This is a genomic window from Streptomyces sp. CNS606 (genome assembly GCF_000426325.1).
In genome coordinates this window covers 162642-180603 of sequence record NZ_AUFD01000012.1, presented here as the reverse complement: position 1 = coordinate 180603, position 17962 = coordinate 162642, and the positions used below count along the sequence as shown (strand labels likewise).

Genomic DNA, 17962 nt, shown 5'->3' with positions numbered 1-17962 from the left:
CGGGTACCCCGGCCCGTCGGCGCGCGGCCCGGGCGGCTCAGCGGGCGGTCTGCTCCCGGTGCGCGCGCTCGTGCAGCGCCCGCAGCATCGGCGAGGTGTCCAGCAGCCAGATGCCGGTCAGCAGCAGCGCCCCGCCCAGCAGCGCGACCGCGACCGCGAGCGGGTCGCCGCGCACCGACTCGTCGAACAGCGTCACGCCGCAGGCGACCGCGACCACCGGTTCGACGGTGTCGATGACCGGCATGCTCGCCGACAGCGGCCCCGCCTGGAACGCGCTCTGGATCAGCAGCAGACCCAGGATGCTCGCCACGATCAGAAGGTACGTCTGCCACGACGTCACCACCTCGTCCACGCTCACCTGGAACTTGGACACCGTCGTGGCGAGCAGCACCGACTGGGTGCCCATCACGATGCCCGCCGCGGCCGCCATCACCGACGCGCGGGCCGGGCCGCTCATGCGGCGGCTGAGGAACAGCACCAGCGTCGTCGCGGCGGCCGCCGCCGCCATGGCCAGCGTCCACTCCTCCGGGCCGGCGACCGGCTCCGACCGCTGCGGGGCGGCGGCCGCCATCGCGACGGCCAGCCCCGCCGCCACCGCCACCGCGCCCAGCCACTCCCGGCCCCGCAGCCGGGTGCCGTAGAGCCGGACCGACAGCGGGATGGCGAAGAGCAGTTCGGTCACGATCAGCGGCTGCACGAGGGCCAGCGGGCCGTGCGCGAGGGCCACGGACTGGAAGCCGTAGGCGCCGATCGCGCAGCCGATGCCCGCCAGCCACAGCGGCCTGCGGGCCAGGTGCGTCAGCAGCCGGTACGACATCGCCTCGTGGTCCGGTTCGCCGGTTGCCGCACGCTGCTGGAGCACCCCGGCGACGGCGAACAACGCCGCCGCGCACAGCGAACCGAGGATCGCGATCAGCATCGGCCGGTCCCGCCCGCCGCGCCCGCGTCGTGGGGCGCGACCGCGTGCCAGACCGGCAGCAGGTCCTCGGCCAGCACCCGGCGCCAGGAGCGGTGCCGGCCGCGCGCCGTCGCACCGGCCGCCTCGCCGAGCGCCGCCCGCAGCTCCGGCCGCTCCAGCAGCGGGCGCAGTGCCTCCGCCCACCCCGGGGCGTCGTCCGCCGCCACCACCACGCCGTCCTCACCCGGTCGCGCCAGCCACCGCGTGGTCCGTGCCCCTGCGGGCAGCAGCACCGGCAGGTGACTGGCCATCGCCTCGCCCACCGCGTTCCCCACGGTCTCCGAGCGGGAGGGGAAGGCGAACACGTCGCACCCTCCGTACACCCGGGCGAGTTCCCGCTGTGCCACCGGTCCGAGCAGGCTCACGTCCGGTCCGAGCAGGTCGCGCAGCACGGCCTCGTCGGGCCCGGTGCCCGCCACCACCAGGTGCGCGGGCGTTCCGTCCGCGCGCAGCCGCCGCAGCGCGTCGGCCAGTACCAGCACCCGCTTGGAGGCGTCCACGCGGCCGGAGAACAGCACCGCGGGCCGGTCCTCCGGGACGCCGTACCGCTCGGCCAGCGCGCGGCGCGCCGCCGGGTCGGGCCGGAACCGTTCGTGGTCCACGCCCCGGTCCAGCAGCCCGACGCGGTGGCCGGGCACGCCCGCCGCGATCTCGCCGCGCTGCTCGGGCGTGGCGACCAGCACCCGGTCGCAGGCGTGCAGCAGCCTGTCCCGGCGGTGCCGAACCAGCCCGGCGGCCACCGTGCCGGGCAGCCGGTACGGGCCGGTCAGGGCGTGCAGGTAGGCGGCGGCCAGCGCGGGCACGTCGGTGTGCACGGACCCCACCAGGCCGGGCGGGGCCGCCCGCCCGGGCGTACGGCCGAGCCGGTGCGAGCGGCGGCGCGCCTGCGCGAGACGTACGGCCGTGGCGGCGAAGCCGAAGACGTGCGTGAGGTGCCAGACGTCGTGCCCGGGCAGCAGCCGCGCCAGCCGGGGGTGGAACGGCGTCAGGTCGCTGACGTCCGCGCCGCCGCTGACCCGCATCAGCGGGGCGGTGCTCAGCACCGGCGGCAGCGACACGAACCGCACGGCGGGGGAGAGGCGTTCGACCCGTTCCCGGGGGCCCAGCACGTAGAGGGTCAGATCCGCACGGAGGTCCGGCGGCGCCATGCCGGCCGCCGCCTCGGCGAAGCGCTCCCAGCACTTGACGTGGCCCCCGGCGTCCGGCCCGCGCACCAGCTCCACCAGCACCGCCACCGACGGCCGCGCGTACCGGGCGGTCACGGGCGGCGCCCGCGGGCCGCGGCCCGGCCCGGCGCGCTCTGCCGGGCGACCAGGCGGCCGAGCGCCCCCGGGCTCACGGCGCGCAGCGCGTCCAGCACCCGGTAGTGCCGCGGGACGCACACCTCCGCGCGCGGGCGCTCCACCAGGTCGGCCACCGCCCGGCCCACGCGCTCCGGACGGATCATCCGCCGGGCGGTGCGCGCCCGCAGCGACGCCAGGTCCGGCGCCCCGAAGAACGGCGTGTCCACCAGCCCGGGATGCACCACGCCGAAGTGCACGCCCCGGCCCCCGTACTCGGCGGCCAGCGACTCCGTCAGCGTCGTCAGGGCCGCCTTGGCGGCGGCGTACGCGCTGTGGCCCCACGGGCCGGACTTCGCCGACACGGAGGCGACGTTCACGACGTGGCCGCGCCCGCGGGCCAGCATGCCCGGCAGTACGGCGCGCACGGCGGCGGCGGGGGAGAACCAGTGCACCTGGAACAGCCGCCGGGCCTCGGCCGGGTCCAGTTCGAGGAACGGCACGTACATGCCGTGGCCCGCGCAGTTGACCAGGACCTCGACGGGGCCCAGCTCCTCGGCCAGCCGGGTGAGCTCCTTCTCGACGATGCCGTCGTCGGCGGCCAGGTCCAGGGCGACCGGTGTGCAGGGGGCGTGGGCGCGGAGCTCCGCGGCGGCGGCTTCGAGGGGACCCGAGCGCCGGGCGACGAGGACGGTGGGGCGCCCGCGCCGGGCGAGGGCGCGGGCGGCCGCGAGGCCGACTCCGCTGGAGCCGCCGGTGATCAGTGCCACGCCGCTGGGTACGCCCGCCATGCGTTCACGGTATGCCCCGTTTCGTCCGTCCGCGCCGCGTGCTCGCGCGTGTCGTCCCGCCCCGGGCACCGGCGCGCCGCCGAGATGTGCGCCGCGCCGAGCCGGGCTACCGTCGGCGCATGCCCGTCGTCGGCCGCCGCCCGCACGGCCCGCGACACCGCCCACCGGCGAGGTACGACCGACCGTGAACCTGGAAGCCGTCGCGGACGAGCTCTACGCCCTCCGCCCCTCCGCCTTCACCGCGACCCGGGACGCCCGCGCCCGCGAGGCCCGGCGGGCGGGCGACCGCGACCTCGCCACCCGCATCTCCGCCCTCCGCCGGCCCACCCTCGCCGCCTGGGCCGCGAACCTGCTGGTGCGCGAGCACGCCGAGGCGACGGAACGCTTCCTGGCCCTCGGCGAGGAGCTGCGCCGCGCCTACCGGGACCTCGACGGAGGCCGGCTCCGCGAACTGGCCCGAACCCAGCGGGAGCTGATCCGGGCCCTCGCCCGCAGTGCCCTCGACTCCGCCGCCGCCTCCGGCCAGTCCCTCGGCGAAGCGGCCCGGCGCGAGGTGGAGCAGACGCTCCAGGCGGTCCTCGCCGACCCGGACGCCGCCGACCAGTGGTCCGCCGGCCACCTGGCCACGTCCCTGACTCCGCCGACCGACTTCACCTCCACCGGCCTCCCGGCCGCCGCGCCGGGCCGTGCCCCGGCCCGGACGTCCACGCGTCCCGCGAAGCCCACCGGGGAACGTTCTGCGAAGGAACGTTCTGCGAAGGAACGTTCTGCGAAGGAGCGCCCTGCGAAGGAGCGCCCTGCGAAGGTCGCCGACCTCGACCGGGCCCGCGACCGGCGCCGTCAGCGGCAGGAGGAGGCCGACGAGGCCCGCCGCGCTGCGGAGCAAGCCGCCGGGGAAGCCGCCGAGGAGGCCCGCAGAGCCGAGGAGGAACGCGTCGCGGCCACCGACGCGCTGGCCCGTGCGAAGGAGCGCAGAACGGCAGCCGGCCGGCGCCTGACCGCCGCCCGTGACGAACTCCGCGACGCCGAACGCGAGCAGCGGGCCGCCGCCGACGCCGAACGCGACGCCCACACCCGGGTCCAGGACGCCTCCCGCGGCGCCCGCGCCGCCCGCCGAAGCGCCGACCGCGCCACCCGCGACGCCGCCCGCCGCAGCGCCGGCCCGCGCACCCGCTGAGCCGCCCGACGGCTTCGAACCGGCAGGCGTCACCGGCGCTCCGGGTCAGGCGAACTCCGCCGTGTCGAGGTCGAAGTCGAAAGGGCCGGGGAGCCGCAGCGTGGTGCCGAAGGCTGCTCGCGACTGGTGCTGGTAGCGCCCGGCCGCCGGGGACCAGTGCACCACGGCCTCGGCCCGGTGGCGGTCCACGAGAAGGTGGACGGGGAGTCCCGCTTGCGCGTAGGCGTCCCGCTTGTCGACGCGGTCGACCCGGGCGTCCGCCCAGGACGGCTGCCCGCGGAACTACCCCACGGGCGCCACAGCGCCGTCGACCCGGGCACGGCCCGCCCGGTGAGCGGGGACCGCGAGGCCGCGTTCCCCGTACAGCGAGAGGTCGGGGCGGCGGGAGATGGTCTGCGAGGCCACGGTGCGAGAAGCTTCCGAGTGGTCACCGTCAGGTGCCGGTGTCACGTGGATCCTTCCCCCGATGAACTCGACATGCAGGCTGTCGGGCGACGCCGCCTTCTCGAGGGCCTCGAACTCCGCGAGGCTGATCTCGGCGTCGGTCACGCTCACCTGCGCCTCCTCCCTGGACGGGTGGTCCCGCCGGAACTCGGGATGCTGTCAGGGTACCGAGACGTCCGATGGCCGCCCAGGAGCAGCCTGACGTGGTTGACCTTGAGCGCAGGGTCACTCTTTCGGTGGAGCGGCGTCGCCGGTGGCGGCGGGCTTCCCGTGCGTCATGCCCGGGAGGAAGTCGGTGAACAGCTCGTGCACGTCGCGGACGAGGGGACGCAGGAGGCGGAAGCGGGACAGGGAGACGCCGCGGGCGGTGAGGCGCGCGCTGCGGTCCGCGAGGCGACGGGTGCGGACGCGGCCCTCGGAGCGGTCGAAGACCCAGTAGAGGACGAGTCCCATCTGCGACAGCCACATCATCTCCGGTACGGGGCCCCGCAGTTCGGGGGCCACCTTCGCCGTCGAGCCGGCGAGTGTCTCCCGGTGGACGTCGATGGCCGCCTCCCGGGCCGGCTCCGACTCGGGGGAGAACGGGCTGAGCGGACTGTCGGGGTCCGCGGCGTTCTTGAAGAACTGCGCCGCGAACTCGTGGTACGGCTCCGCGACGTCGAGCCACGCCTGGAACACCCCGGCGAGGCGGGGCTCCAGTTCCCGTTCCCGGTCCAGCACCGGGCGTACGGCGGCCTGGTGTTCCGCGGCGATGCGGTCGTAGAAGCCCTGTACCAGGTGCTCCTTGGAGCCGAAGTAGTAGTACGCGTTGCCGGTGGAGACCCCGGCCTCCCGTGCGATGGCCCGCATGGTGGTCCGGTCGTACCCCTTCTCCCGGAAGAGCCGCAGCGCGGTCTCCAGGATCAGGGTGCGGGTCTGCTCGCTCTTGGCGGCGGGCCGGGCGCCGCCCGGGGGCCGGTGACCGGCCGGGGCGGCGCCGTCCTCCGCGCCGGACGCACGCTCGGGCTTCGACGGCTGTTCTGCTGCTGGCACGGGAGAAGAGCCTAGTCAGTGCCGCAGGTGCCGTCCGCACAGGCGGCGGTGCCCTCGGGGGCACCGGTGTGACCCCAGCCCTTCTGCGGGTGGTACGTCCAGCCGTCCGCCCTGCGGTAGACGCCGCCGCTCCAGCCGGAGCCGTTCCCCGTCTGCTGGGAGCCGCGCCACTTGGCGGCGGCGAGCACCGCACTGCGGGCCAGTCCCGCACCCACCGTGGTGCACAGCCGGTGCGCGGTCGGCCGGTGCTCCGCCAGCGCCCACAGGACCACGATCCACGCGGACTGGCCGCGGTAGACCTGGCCGCCGTCGCCGATGACGGTGATCTCCGCGAGCGTCGTGGCGTGGTCCAGGTCCGGGAAGCGGTCGCGGGCCTGCGCGGACCCTGCGGGCACCAGTTCCAGCGGCACGAGCTGGCGTTGCCGTGCGAGCCAGCCGCGGACGTAGGTGCACAGCCCGCACTCGGCGTCGTACAGCACGGTGAGCCGGCGGACCGGGACGCGCGCGGCGCCCCGGTCGCCTGCGGCGGGTGCCGCGGGGGGCGTCGCGGCGGTCACTTGGTGAGCCCGGGAGCGGGGGTCCAGCCCTGCGGCTCGACGGGCGGCACCTGCTCGCGTTCCATCGCGCCGCGCCGCCGGATCTTGTTCAGCACCCACACGTTGCCCAGGTGCAGCACGCCCAGCACCAGCAGCACCACTCCGAGCTTGGTGGAGAGCGCCTCGAAGACGTCGCGCACGCTGGCGACGGGTTCGTCGCTGCTCAGGTAGAGGGCGACGAAGCCGAGGTTGACCAGGTAGAAGCCGACCACCAGCAGGTGGTTGACCGCGTCTGCCAGCTTCTCGTTCCCGCGCAGGACGTCGGACAGGAAGATCCGTCCGTTCCGGCTGAGCGTGCGCGCCACCCACACCGTCAGCGCGACGCTGACCAGCAGGTACACCACATAGGACACCACTGTCAGATCCATGACCCACCCCTCTTCCGAACCTTCCCCGAAGGTTCTTGAACGCGTTCAAAACGCCGTGTCGGGGCGACTGTAGACCTGTTTTTGAACACGTTCAAGTCCGAGAGTGCGGGGGACGGTGGCCATAATCGGCGGGTGCAGATCCTCACTTTTCCCGAGGCGTCCACGCCGCCCGGCCTGCGCGCGCAGGTGCGGGCCCTGCAGGACACGGCCTGGCCCTCGTCGGACGGCGGGCGGACCCCTCACGACGCGACCGTCCACGACTCCGCCCTGCACCCGCTGTCGATGCTCCTCGTCGAGGACGGCGGGGTGCTGGCCGCGCTGGACGTGCTGACCAAGGACCTGCGGCACGCCGGGCGGACGTACCGGGCCGCGGGTCTCAGCACCGTCGTCACCCGGCAGGACGTGCGGGGCCGGGGCCACGGCCGCCGGCTGGCTGCGGCCGGACGCGCGCACATGGCCGAACAGGCCCTCGACGTGGGGCTGTTCACCTGTGATCCGGGGCTCCGCCCGTTCTACGAGAGCGCCGGGTGGGAGCAGTTGCCCGGCACCGTGCTCATCGGGGGCACCCCCGACTCCCCGTTCCCCAGCGACCGCCCGGGCTTCGTCAAGGTCACCATGGCCGCCTTCTTCTCCCCCGAGGCGCGGCGCGCGCGCCCCGACTTCACCGGCGCCCGCATCGAGCTCTACCCGGGGCGCATCGACTGCCTCTGGTGACGGCCTCTCCGGGCGCGGCCCGGCACGGTCCGGGAAGGCCGGAGCAACCGGTCAGGTTTCGAGAAGCGCCGGTACCCGGAGCGGCCTAGCGTCGCAGGCATGACTTCTCTGGACTCCGTCATCCTCGACGCGGCGGACCCCTCGGCCGCGGAACGCTTCTACACGACCGCCTTCGGCCTGGACGCCCAGGTGCGCCTGCGCGCCTCGGAGGCGCCGACGACCGGCTTCCGCGGCTACACGCTGTCGCTGGTCGTCTCCCAGCCGTCCACCGTCGACTCCCTCGTCGACAGCGCCCTGGATGCGGGCGCCACCGCGCTGAAGGCGCCCGCGAAGTCCTTCTGGGGCTACGGCGGGGTGGTGCGCGCCCCGGACGGGGCGATCTGGCAGGCCACCACCTCGGCGAAGAAGGACAAGGGCCCTGCGACCCGGCAGATCGACGACGTCGTGCTCCTGCTGGGCGTCGCGGACGTGGCCGAGAGCAAGCGGTTCTACGTCGACCGCGGCCTCACCGTGGCGAAGAGCTTCGGCCGCAGGTATGCCGAGTTCGCCATGCCGTCGAGTCCCGTGAAACTGGCGCTCTGCGGGCGCCGGGGGCTCGCCAGGACCGCCGGCGTGTCGCCCGACGGCACCGGATCCCACCGGCTCACGCTCAGTGGCGACGCGGGAACCTTCACCGACCCGGACGGCTTCCCCTGGGAGGAGTCCGCGCCCTGACCCCGCCGGAAACGACGAACCTCCCCGGCCCGTGGGACGGGGCCGGGGAGGTTCGTGACGTGCACGCCGTGCGACCGATCAGGCCGCTGCGTCGGTCACGCCTTGACGGAACGACGCTTGCGCGCCACGACCAGCAGGCCGGCGCCGGCGGCGACGACGGCGGCGGCGATGCCCGCGATCAGCGGGGTCGAGTCCGAGGAACCGGTCTCGGCGAGGTCGGTCGGCGCCGTGCTCTCGTCGTCGGCGGGCTCGACCGGGGGAGTGGTGGTGCTCTCCGACGGGGTCGGCTCGGCGCTCTCGGAGGGCTCCTCGCTGGGCGTCGTCTCCGACGGCGTGGGCTCCGGCTCCGGCGACTCGCTCTCCTGGCCCTCGCAGACCGGGGAGGTCTTGGTCTCGTCCACGTTGTACTTCGCGTGGTCGCTCGCGACGACGACGAGGCGGACGTCCAGCGGCTCGCTGTGCTGCGGCAGCGCGAGGTCCTGCTTGTGGAAGTTCTTGCCGAACTCCTCGCTGAGGATCTCCTCGCCGCCCGCGGTGATGGTCACCGTGTTGGGCGCCTGGGTGCTGTACCACTTGAGGTCGACGGAGACCGAGTCGCAGTCGACGGTCCAGTTCGGCGTGTGCGCGGAGGCGGGGGCGGCGAGGAAGACCGAACCCGCCAGCGCGACGCCCGCCGCACCGAGTGCTATGCCGCTACGGCGTCTGTGCTGCTTTGTGCTCAACTATCCCACTCCGGCTGGTAGAAGGGTGTACAGAGGGGTTGTGCGAGAGCGGAACGCTACCGCCTCCGTCGGCCGGCCCTTCACCCGCCCCCCACAACTGCCACTACCTGCCGGTCGTGGACGCCTACGTCAGCCGCCTGGAAGCCTCCCTCGCCTGACAGCCCCGTCCGAGGAGGCTCCACGCGTGCTGCGGCGCCGTGCGCGGGGCTCGGGTGCGCCGGAGCGACGCCGCAGCACGCGGGGGCCCGGCAGCAGACCCACGTGTGAGCGATGAGTCCGGGTCGTGGATCGGGTCTGCACCGGTATGACACGCATCATCGCTGACATCTCGGTCTCCCTCGACGGCTTCGTGACCGGCCCCGACCCCGGTCCCGACAACGGTCTCGGCGCCGGCGGCGAAGCCCTGCACACCTGGGCGTTCTCCGACGACCCCGAGGACCGCCGCCTTCTGCGCGAGGCGACCGCCCGCTCCGGCGCCGTCGTCCTCGGGCGCCGGCTCTTCGACGTGGTCGACGCGCCGAACGGCTGGGACGACACGTCCGGCTACGGCGCCGGCGAGGTCGGCAAGCCCGCGTTCGTCGTCGTGACGAACGCGCCGCCGGAGTCGGTGCGGCTCACCGACCTCGACTGGACGTTCGCCACCACCGGTCTGCCCGATGCCGTCGACGCCGCGCGCGAACGCGCCGAGGAGGCGTCCTCGCGCACCGGCAGGGATCTCGACGTCTTCCTCATGGGCGGCGGCGCCACGATCGGCTCGGCGCTCGGAGCCGGACTGGTCGACGCGTTGACCCTGCACCTCGCGCCGGTCCTGCTGGGTGCCGGGACGCCACTGTTCACCGGCGGAGCGCCGCGCACGCTGGTGCAGCGAAGCGCGACCTCGACATCGACCGCGACTCACCTGACCTACGACGTCCTGTGACGAGGCCGCACCCGACCCCGGACGCGCGAAGGCGCCCCCGCCCGCAGGGGGTGCGGGCGGGGGCGCGGGTGTTGGCGTCCAGGACACCTCCCCAGAGCCGGGACGCCGTCCCGCCCGCGGGCAGAGCCTTCACACGGGGCGGGAGCAGGGACGGTGCCCGCCGGAGGCGCAGTCGACGGGTCACCGCGCAGGCCACGGTCATCGGCAGCGCCGGCCTGCGACGATCACTGTTCCAGCGGTGAAGGGACGGGCGCAATCTGTAACGGCGTTGTAAAGCGGCTGATGACAGGTGTCACCACATGGGCCCAGTGCCGCCGCAACGTCCGGTGCCCGGGTGACAGCGCGGAATGAGCATCAGACAGTGAACCGCGCCGGCGAGACGGCAGAAGTGGTGGCGCGTCCACGTCGGTGGTCGTCGGCGGCTGCGTCGGTCACGCGTGGTCATGGGGCGGTCAGGGCACGTGCGGTGAGTCCGACGCCGACGGCGAGGATCAGCGCGGAGGTCAGCACGGGGCCGAGCCGGGACAGCAGGCGGAAGGCTCTGGTCTGCCGTTGCCGACGGCGATTCGCCGAAAGGGAGGGGCGGTCGCGGACCCGGACCAGGAGGAGGCCGGCGAGGTGAGGGTGGCGGCCCTTCCCGCGCCGTACCCGAGGACGAGGAGGACTCCGAAGGGCGTGCGGCCCAGGGTGACTGCGCCGAGGAGGACGACGAGTGCGGAGGGGCTGGGAACGAGGCCGCCGGCGATGCCGAGTCCGACGAGAGTCCGCCTGGTCGTCGGGAGGGGAGCGGTGGGTGCGGGGCGGGCGCGTGCTGTGGGGAGGGACGTCGCCGGTGCGCCTCTGCCGGCCCCACAAAGCCAACGTACTGTCAGGGGTCTTCTGAACAGGTGTTTTAGGTGGATGATCCCACCTTGTGGCGGACGTCGAGATCCGGTTGGGGGGCGTATGGGGGACAGAGACTCGTGAGAGGGCTCAAAAATCAGGGCAGAAGGGGCGCGAAGGGCAACGAAAAACCCGCCGCAATCGATCTTGCGGCGGGTCAAGAGTGGTCTATGACCTGCGAAAACGTTGCGCCCCCGGCAGGACTCGAACCTGCGGCCAAGCGCTTAGAAGGCGCCTGCTCTATCCGCTGAGCTACGGGGGCCTGTGGGGTCGCGGGCGGGTACTCACCCCCCGGTTGACCATGGCTCGGTCAAGGATAGGGGCCGACGCACCCTCGCTGCTTCACGTCCGCGACGGGTTGTAAAGGTTCGGTGAAGCGGTCCCGATACTCGCAGGCTGCGGCGATCTCCGCAGCATTTTCGGCGGCTCGTTCGTGGGGTGTTGCGCAGTCGTTATGGCTCCGTGTGCCGCGCGGGGGCCGACTGGGCCGATGGGAGCGGTCGCGGGGTGGTTGCGGGATGATTTCGGGGGATGAGGAGCGGAAACGCTTCAAAAAGCTCTCAAAATCGGTCATTCTTCCCCTGTGGCGATCTTGGAGGTACAGCCCGAACTGCTCGACGCGCTCACCGCGCTGCGGGAGCGCGTCGCCGCCGTACGCTTTCCGCTGCCCCTCCCGGGCGTGGAACGGGCCCGGCGGTCCCGGTCCGAGCTGCTGGCCCAGCTCGACGACTACCTGGTGCCGCGGCTGCGCGCCCCCGAGGCCCCGTTGCTCGCCGTGGTCGGAGGTTCGACCGGAGCGGGGAAGTCCACCCTGGTCAACTCGCTGGTGGGGCGCCGTGTCAGCGAGGCCGGGGTGCTGAGACCCACCACGCGCACGCCGGTGCTGGTCTGTCACCCGCACGACGAGCACTGGTTCGCCGGGGAGCGGGTCCTGCCCGGTCTGGGGCGGGCCTGGATGCCCCGTCAGGAGAGCCTCGCCGACACGGAGGACGGCCCGGACGGGCTGCCGGAGGGTCCGGGCGCCACCCGGCTCGACGGACTGTCCGCCGGACCGGAGGACGCCCAGCTCGAGGTGCGGATCGAGACCGACCCCGGCGTACCCGTCGGGCTCGCCCTGCTGGACGCTCCCGACATCGACTCCCTCGTCGTGCGCAACCGGGATCTGGCGGCCCGTCTGCTCTGCGCGGCGGACGTGTGGGTGCTGGTGACGACGGCCGCGCGGTACGGGGACGCGGTGCCGTGGCACCTGCTGCGCTCCGCGCGGGAGTACGACGTGGTGCTCGCCACCGTGCTCGACCGGGTCCCGCACCAGATCGCCGACGAGGTCTCCCAGCGCTACGCCGCCATGCTCGCCCGCGAAGGGCTGGGCGGCGTACGGCGCTTCACCGTTCCCGAACTCCCCGAATCGGCGGGCGGCTCCGGCCTGCTGCCGACCACCGCGGTCGCCGGCCTGCGCGACTGGCTGGCGCAGTGCGTCCGCGACCCGCACGCCCGCAGCCGCGCGGCGGCCCGTACGACGGCCGGGGTACTCGCCTCGCTGCGGTCCCGGGTGGGCGCCCTCGCCGGCGCCGCCGCGGCACAGCACGCGACGGCGCTGCGGCTCGGCCGCCATGTGGACGAGGCGTTCGAGGAGGCGGCGGCCCGCGTCCGGCAACTGACCGTCGCCGGAGGTCTTCTCGCCGGGGACGCGGCGGCCCGGTGGCGGGGCTTCCCGCTGGACTCCGGTGGCGACGAGGTGCTGGACGCGTTCACCGAGGGCCTGACCGCCCTGCTCGCCGGCGCCGCCGCCGCGGCGGACGAGCGGATCGCCGCAGCCTGGCGCGGTGAACCCGGCGCCCCCGAAAGGCGTACGGGGACCGCCGCGGCCGGGGAGGACGCCGCCGACGAGGAGGCACGCGGGCGGATCGGCCTGCTGGCCCGTCGCTGGAGACGCTGCCTGGAGGAACTGGCCGACGAGGCCGTGCGCGGCTCCGAGGGCGCCTCGCAGACCGACGCGGAGGAGACCGCCGCACGGCTGGCCGTCGCCCTGCTCGGCGGTGCGGACGCGGCAGCCGACGCGGAGGAGGAACTGCGGCGCCTGCTCGGCACGGAGAGTGCCGCACGGCTGCGCGAGCGGGCCGGACGCATCCTCGGCACGTGCGTGGAGCGGGTGCTCTGCGCCGAACGCGAGCAGTGGCTGCGGCCGCTGGACGCGCTGGGTGCCACGCCGGACCCGCAGGTGGAGCTGATCGCGGCGTTCTCCGTGCTGCGCAGGGCCGAGGCGGCGCGGCGGACGTCGTAGCCGCGACGAGCGACAGGGAGAGGTGACGTGGTGACGGCTGCGGGGAGGCACGAGGGCGGAACGGAGTCCGGGGCGAACGGGGCGCCAGGAGGGTCCGAGCCGGAAGGGGCGCACGGACGGGGCGGACCGGACGCGCCGGACGCGGTGCGCGGAGCGACGGACGGAACGCGCCGCGAACGGTCCCGGAGGGTGCGCGAGGCCGGCGGCCCGGTGTGGCCCGAATTCCTGTCACCCGGTCGTCCCGCCCCGGAACGGAGCGGGACGGACGATCGGCCGGAAACACGCGCGTCCGCCACTCCGGCGCAGGCGCCTGCCGTGCCGCCTTCCGGGCCGGGCAGCTCGGCTGACGAACCGTCGGCGCACGCGTGGCCCGACGTGGCGGAGGACGGAGCCGAGGCACCGGCGCAGGTCTTCCGGGCCGAGGGGGAGGAGACTCCGGCGGCGGGCGCGCCGGAGACCGGTCCCCGGCCGGCTGTGAACAGAGCAGACGGAGCAGACGGCGTGGACGGCGCGCCCGGGGCCGCGCCGCGCACGCCGCCGAGACCCGCCGCGCCTCCCAGGCCGCACGTGCCGCCCCGGCCGTCGGTGCCGCCGCGCCACGGCTGGAACGACGGACTGATCGCCCGTCGCGCACCGGAATCCCTCCCGCAGGGCGCGGGGGAGTCCGCGGACGGCCCGGCCTGCGAGTACGACGCCCGCGAGGCCGAGCACGGGCACGGTGGGCGCGCGCACGGTGCCGCCGCGCCGTCCGGACCCTCCGCCCCCGGGACGCCGCCCCCGGACGAGCCGCCCCCTCCCGAGGACGTGGCCCCCGAGGACGTGGCTCCCGGGGACGTGGCTCCCGAGACCCGGGAGGGCGCCGCGTGGGGAGGGGGAGCCAGGCCGACCGGGATCGGGGGGCTGCCGTCCCCCGACGGCATCGGCGGGGGAGCGGTCGGCGGTGCCCTGCGCCGCCGCCTGGGGGCGTTGCGGGAGCTGATCGGCCTGTCCCGGACCCGGCTGGAGGGCAGGGTGCTGGCCGAGGCCGGCAGGGTGCTCGACGAGGCGGGTGCACGGTCCCAACTGTCCGCCGCCTACACCACGGTCGCCATCGCGGGCGCGACCGGCAGTGGCAAGTCCTCGCTCCTCAACGCCCTGTCCGGCCGCACCCTCTCGGAGACCGGGCTGCGCCGCCCGACGACGGCCCAGCCCGTCGCCTGCACCTGGGAGGCCGAACGCGAGGGCGGCGCCGACGGGTTGCTCGACCGGCTCGGCGTCGCCCCCGGCCTGCGCCGGCGGGTGAAGGACCCCTCGCTGCACGGCCTGGTGCTGATCGACCTGCCCGACCACGACTCCGTCGCCGCCGGCCACCGCGAACACGTCGACCGGCTGCTGGAACTGGTCGATGCGGTGGTGTGGGTGGTCGACCCGGAGAAGTACGCGGACGCACTGCTGCACGAGCGCTACCTGCGGCCGCTCGCGGGCTACGCGGAGGTCACCTTCGTCGTCCTCAACCAGGTCGACCGGCTGCCGGGCGAGGCCGCGGACGCCGTGCTGCACGACCTGCGACGTCTGCTGGACGAGGACGGCATGGCGCTCGGCGACTACGGCGAGCCGGGCGCGCGGGTCCTGGCCACCTCGGCGCTCACCGGAGCGGGGCTGCACGAACTGCGCGAGGAACTGGGCGCGTTCGCCGCGACCCGGGAGGCTCCAGCCCGTCGCCTGACCGCAGACCTGGACGGGGCCGCGGAGCGGCTGCGCCGGGTGTACGCCGACCCGGCCCTGCCCGCGCCGACCGGGCTGACCGAGGCGGACCGTGAGGAGTTCGAGGACCTGCTCGCCTCGGCCGTCGGCGCCCGTGCGGCCGGGCAGGCCGCGGAACGGGCCTGGCTGCGGCACGCCGAACGGTCCTGCGGCACCCCGTGGTCGCAGCTGGTGCGTGCGCGCGATGCCCGTCGCCGCGTGTCGTCCGGCAGCACGGAGACCACCCCCGGGCAGCCGGAGCCCGCGCCGCGCGGCGCGGTGCCGGAACGGCACCGGGCCGCCCGGCCCGTGCTCACCCAGGCAGTGCGCCGGGTCGCAGAACAGGCGGCCGTCGGCCTGCCCGACGCGTGGCGGCGGACCGTGCGGGACGCCGCCTGGCGGGGCGCGGAAGGACTGCCCGCGGCGCTGGACGCGCTGATCGGGGAGGCCCTCGCTCCGCCGGGCGACGCATCCCCGTCCGACCGCGGGCCGGCGCGTGGTGCACAGCGGCCGCACGGGCTTCCGCGCCTGGAGCGGCCGCCGTGGTGGACGGTCGCGATGCTCGGGCAGGGGCTGCTGCTGGCGCTTCAGGTGGTTGGGGTCTTCCTGCTGGTCGGCGCGGTCTTCGGCGGGTACCGGGGCGCCCTGTGGCCACCGGTCGTCCTGGTGCTGGGCGGTGCCGTCGCGGCGCCGGGACTCGCGGCCGCCTGCCGTGCCGCCGCCCGTGGGCCCGCGCGCGCGTTCGGGCAGGAGGAGGAACGCCGGCTGCGGCAGCTCTCCGCCGGCTGCGGGCGGACACGCGTGCTGGAGCCGGTGGCGGCGGAGCTGATGCGCTACCGCGAGGTGCGGGAGCAGTACGTGGTGGCCGCGGGAGACACCGGCCCGGCGTGACCCGTGCGCCCGGAGCGGCGTGGCCCGGGCCGGAGTGACCCGGCGGGCCGCTGGGGCTCCGGGGGTGCCTGAGGGGGACCGGGTTGTCCACACCCCCTGGTTCATCCACAGCCGCGAGCAGGATCCCCCGGGGCCGGGCACGGTGGGACGACCGGGAACGAGCCCGGAAGTCCCGCAGGGAGGCGTCGCGCATGAACGAGCCGCAGGTGACGGTGGCCGGAAACGTGGCCACGGAGCTGGATCACCGCACCACCCGCTCCGGTGAGCCGGCCGTGCGGTTCCGGCTGGCCGGCACGGTCCGACGGTTCGACCGCGCCCGCGAGGCGTGGGAGGACGCCTGGACCAGCTTCTTCACCGTCTGGGCGTGGCGCACCCTGGCCACCAACGTGGCCGCTTCGGTGACCCTCGGCGAACCGGTCATCGTGCAGGGCCGGTTGCGCGTCAGGGAGGAGGAGAAGGAGGGGCGCCGCTACGTCACCGCCGACCTGCTGGCATCCTCCATCGGACACGACCTCAACCGCGGCACCGCCGCCTTCCGGCGCGTCTCCCCGGCTCGGGCCGGAGGCGGACCGCCCGAGGCCGGGACGCCACAGGTCGCGCCGGGCCCAACCGGCGCGCCGGCCCCGGAGTTCGGTCTGCGGTGAACGTCCTGTTACGCCGGGTTCCCTCGATAACGATTCCGATTCGGAACGCTTGAGCGGTGGGGTTCCCGGGGACGGTGATGCGCCCGTCTCCTTACGATCCCTCGGGTACTCACGGGGGTTCGGAGCTTTGTTCGGCGAGACGCACGTCAACTGCCCGACGTCCCGGCTGTCTCGCCCAGAGGGGAAGAGCATGACTTCTGTTCGCAGACGGGTCGTCTCCCGTCTCGCCGCCGCCGTCCTGGCTCCCGGCCTGATAGCGGCCGGTGCGCTGACCGGTGCGGGCACCGCCGCCGCAGACGAGAACGCGGCGCAGCCGGGCGGCGCCTCCGCCACCCTCGACGGCCTCAAGACGTACAGCCAGGCCCTGCTCGTCGAGCCGGACGGGGAGAAGAAGGAGATCGGTGCCGGTCTCTTCGAGATGACCGTCGACGGCGGCGGCGCGCTGCAGACCTACTGCATCGACATCGCCAACCCGACCGTCAGCAAGTCCCGCTACAAGGAGGTCGGCTGGGACGCGTCGTCGCTCAACGACAACGCCGACGCGGGCAAGATCCTCTGGATCCTGCAGAACTCCTACCCGCAGGTCAACGACCTCGCCAAGCTCGGCCAGGCCGCCGGCGTCGCCGGCGCCCTGACGAACGAGACCGCCGCCGCCGGCACGCAGGTCGCGATCTGGCGCTTCTCCGACGACGCGGACGTCACCGCCAAGGACCCGGCGGCCGAGCAGCTCGCCGACTACCTGGAGAAGGCCGCCCAGAACGTCCCCGAGCCGAAGGCGTCGCTGCACCTGACGCCGGCCGCCGTCTCCGGCAAGGCCGGCGACCGCCTCGGCCCGGTCACCGTCGACACCAACGCCCAGGCCGTCTCCATCAGCACCCCCGCGGGTGTGACCGCCGGCGACGTGAAGGTCGTCGACGGAAGCGGCAAGCCCGTGACCTCGGCCGCCGACGGCAGCGAGCTGTACTTCGACGTCCCCGCGGGCACCGAGCCCGGTGAGGCGTCGGTGTCGGTGCAGGCCCGTACCCCCGTGCCGGTCGGCCGCGCCTTCACCAGCGTCGGCGTCAAGAGCCAGACCCAGATCCTCGCCGGCTCCAGCGAGTCCACGGTGACCGCGACCGCCACCGCCCGCTGGGCCGACGCCGGCCCGATCCCGGCCGTGACCGCGGAGAAGAACTGCGCCGAGGGCGGCGTGGACGTCACCGTGGCCAACGAGGGCGACAAGCCGTTCGCCTTCTCCCTGGCCGGCGAGAGCCACGAGATCGCCGCGGGCGCTTCGCAGACCATCACGGTCCCCGTGCAGGAGGACCAGGCCTACGACATCACCATCACCGGCCCCGACGGGTTCGAGAAGAACTTCACCGGCGTGCTGGACTGCGAGACCGACACCACCGGCGGTGACGAGGGCACCACCCCGCAGACCGGCGACGACACCCCCGTCGGCGACACGGCCGACGAGGGCGGCACCGACCTGGCCGCCACCGGCAGCAACAGCAACACCCCGCTGATCATCGGCGTGGCCGTGGCGCTGGTCGTCGTCGGCGGCGTCGCAATGCTGCTCGTCCGCAAGCGCAAGCCGTCCGCGGCCGGCTCCGGCAGCGAGGACTGAACACCCTCCCGGCCCACCTGCCGGATCCCGCCACGGCGTGACCGACAGGTGACCGAAAGCGACGGGGCGGCCCCTGGTGGGCCGCCCCGTTTCGGTGTACACGCCCTTGTGCGGCAAGATGGGGTGCGTATGCCTTACGCGCGGCTCTGCCGCGCCCGGCACTTCGCGGGCGCGGCGCCCTCGCCGCGCGCCCAGACCTGCGCGGCGCGAGCCGCACGACA

The 17962-nt window shown here is 74.7% G+C and carries 16 protein-coding genes, 1 tRNA gene and 1 pseudogene; 8 read left to right on the top strand and 10 right to left on the bottom strand.

The window, feature by feature from the left end:
* Positions 1 to 37 precede the first annotated feature (37 nt).
* The 3 genes from K304_RS28340 to K304_RS28330 are packed head-to-tail and all read right to left on the bottom strand — an operon-like array spanning position 38 to position 3029.
* Entirely contained in the window at positions 38 to 919 is an 882-nt protein-coding gene (locus K304_RS28340) for a DMT family transporter (RefSeq protein WP_051308235.1), read from the bottom strand.
* Positions 913 to 2220: a glycosyltransferase gene (locus tag K304_RS28335; protein ID WP_051308233.1), complete on the bottom strand. Its 1308-nt coding sequence runs from the start codon at positions 2218 to 2220 to the stop codon at positions 913 to 915. The genes K304_RS28340 and K304_RS28335 overlap by 7 nt, the downstream gene beginning before the upstream one ends.
* On the bottom strand, positions 2217 to 3029 hold the full coding sequence (locus K304_RS28330) for an SDR family NAD(P)-dependent oxidoreductase (RefSeq protein ID WP_051308230.1): 813 nt from the start codon (positions 3027 to 3029) through the stop codon (positions 2217 to 2219). Before K304_RS28330 ends, K304_RS28335 begins: the two co-directional genes overlap by 4 nt.
* Positions 3030 to 3213: 184 nt before the next feature.
* On the opposite strand from K304_RS28330, the gene K304_RS28325 reads away from it, so the two are divergent.
* Entirely contained in the window at positions 3214 to 4206 is a 993-nt protein-coding gene (locus tag K304_RS28325) for a hypothetical protein (RefSeq protein ID WP_037789859.1), read from the top strand.
* Positions 4207 to 4251: 45 nt separating this feature from the next.
* On the opposite strand, the pseudogene K304_RS33970 reads toward K304_RS28325, so the two are convergent.
* The 5 genes and pseudogenes from K304_RS33970 to K304_RS0110355 all read right to left on the bottom strand — a co-directional run.
* A pseudogene (locus K304_RS33970) lies at positions 4252 to 4446 on the bottom strand (Uma2 family endonuclease); the annotation flags it as partial.
* A 42-nt stretch (positions 4447 to 4488) separates the two neighbouring features.
* Positions 4489 to 4761, bottom strand: coding sequence for a hypothetical protein (locus K304_RS33965; RefSeq protein ID WP_486591622.1), 273 nt, complete (start codon positions 4759 to 4761; stop codon positions 4489 to 4491).
* A gap of 114 nt (positions 4762 to 4875) precedes the next feature.
* Positions 4876 to 5556: a TetR/AcrR family transcriptional regulator gene (locus K304_RS28315; protein ID WP_037789922.1), complete on the bottom strand. Its 681-nt coding sequence runs from the start codon at positions 5554 to 5556 to the stop codon at positions 4876 to 4878.
* A 137-nt stretch (positions 5557 to 5693) separates the two neighbouring features.
* A complete protein-coding gene (locus K304_RS0110360) occupies positions 5694 to 6239 on the bottom strand; it encodes a DCC1-like thiol-disulfide oxidoreductase family protein (RefSeq protein WP_027763692.1) in 546 nt (181 codons plus the stop codon).
* On the bottom strand, positions 6236 to 6646 hold the full coding sequence (locus K304_RS0110355) for a hypothetical protein (protein ID WP_027763691.1): 411 nt from the start codon (positions 6644 to 6646) through the stop codon (positions 6236 to 6238). The genes K304_RS0110360 and K304_RS0110355 overlap by 4 nt, the downstream gene beginning before the upstream one ends.
* Positions 6647 to 6778: 132 nt before the next feature.
* Here K304_RS0110355 and K304_RS0110350 point away from each other — a divergent pair, with 132 nt between their 5' ends.
* On the top strand, positions 6779 to 7360 hold the full coding sequence (locus K304_RS0110350; protein WP_027763690.1) for a GNAT family N-acetyltransferase: 582 nt from the start codon (positions 6779 to 6781) through the stop codon (positions 7358 to 7360).
* A 99-nt stretch (positions 7361 to 7459) separates the two neighbouring features.
* Entirely contained in the window at positions 7460 to 8074 is a 615-nt protein-coding gene (locus K304_RS0110345; RefSeq protein ID WP_027763689.1) for a glyoxalase, read from the top strand.
* 95 nt (positions 8075 to 8169) lie between these two features.
* Here K304_RS0110345 and K304_RS0110340 read toward each other — a convergent pair whose 3' ends face one another.
* Complete coding sequence (locus K304_RS0110340; RefSeq protein WP_027763688.1) at positions 8170 to 8796, bottom strand: LAETG motif-containing sortase-dependent surface protein; 627 nt, start codon at positions 8794 to 8796, stop codon at positions 8170 to 8172.
* 304 nt (positions 8797 to 9100) lie between these two features.
* Between K304_RS0110340 and K304_RS0110335 the strand changes: the two genes are divergently transcribed.
* Positions 9101 to 9715 carry a dihydrofolate reductase family protein gene (locus K304_RS0110335; protein ID WP_027763687.1) on the top strand — a complete coding sequence of 205 codons (615 nt, stop codon included), beginning with the start codon at positions 9101 to 9103 and terminating at the stop codon, positions 9713 to 9715.
* A 1071-nt stretch (positions 9716 to 10786) separates the two neighbouring features.
* Here the strand turns inward: K304_RS0110335 and K304_RS0110330 are convergent.
* Positions 10787 to 10859, bottom strand: a tRNA-Arg gene (locus K304_RS0110330).
* A gap of 330 nt (positions 10860 to 11189) precedes the next feature.
* Between K304_RS0110330 and K304_RS0110325 the strand changes: the two genes are divergently transcribed.
* From K304_RS0110325 to K304_RS0110310, 4 genes are all read left to right on the top strand, one after another.
* Positions 11190 to 12878, top strand: a complete 1689-nt coding sequence (locus K304_RS0110325) for a dynamin family protein (RefSeq protein WP_027763686.1) — start codon at positions 11190 to 11192, stop codon at positions 12876 to 12878.
* A 501-nt stretch (positions 12879 to 13379) separates the two neighbouring features.
* A complete protein-coding gene (locus tag K304_RS28310) occupies positions 13380 to 15491 on the top strand; it encodes a GTPase (RefSeq protein ID WP_486591621.1) in 2112 nt (703 codons plus the stop codon).
* A 191-nt stretch (positions 15492 to 15682) separates the two neighbouring features.
* Positions 15683 to 16135 carry a single-stranded DNA-binding protein gene (locus K304_RS28305; RefSeq protein ID WP_051308223.1) on the top strand — a complete coding sequence of 151 codons (453 nt, stop codon included), beginning with the start codon at positions 15683 to 15685 and terminating at the stop codon, positions 16133 to 16135.
* 190 nt (positions 16136 to 16325) lie between these two features.
* The gene (locus tag K304_RS0110310; protein ID WP_027763685.1) at positions 16326 to 17741 is read left to right on the top strand and encodes a Cys-Gln thioester bond-forming surface protein; all 1416 of its coding nucleotides are present in this window, start codon (positions 16326 to 16328) and stop codon (positions 17739 to 17741) included.
* Positions 17742 to 17962: the final 221 nt, after the last annotated feature.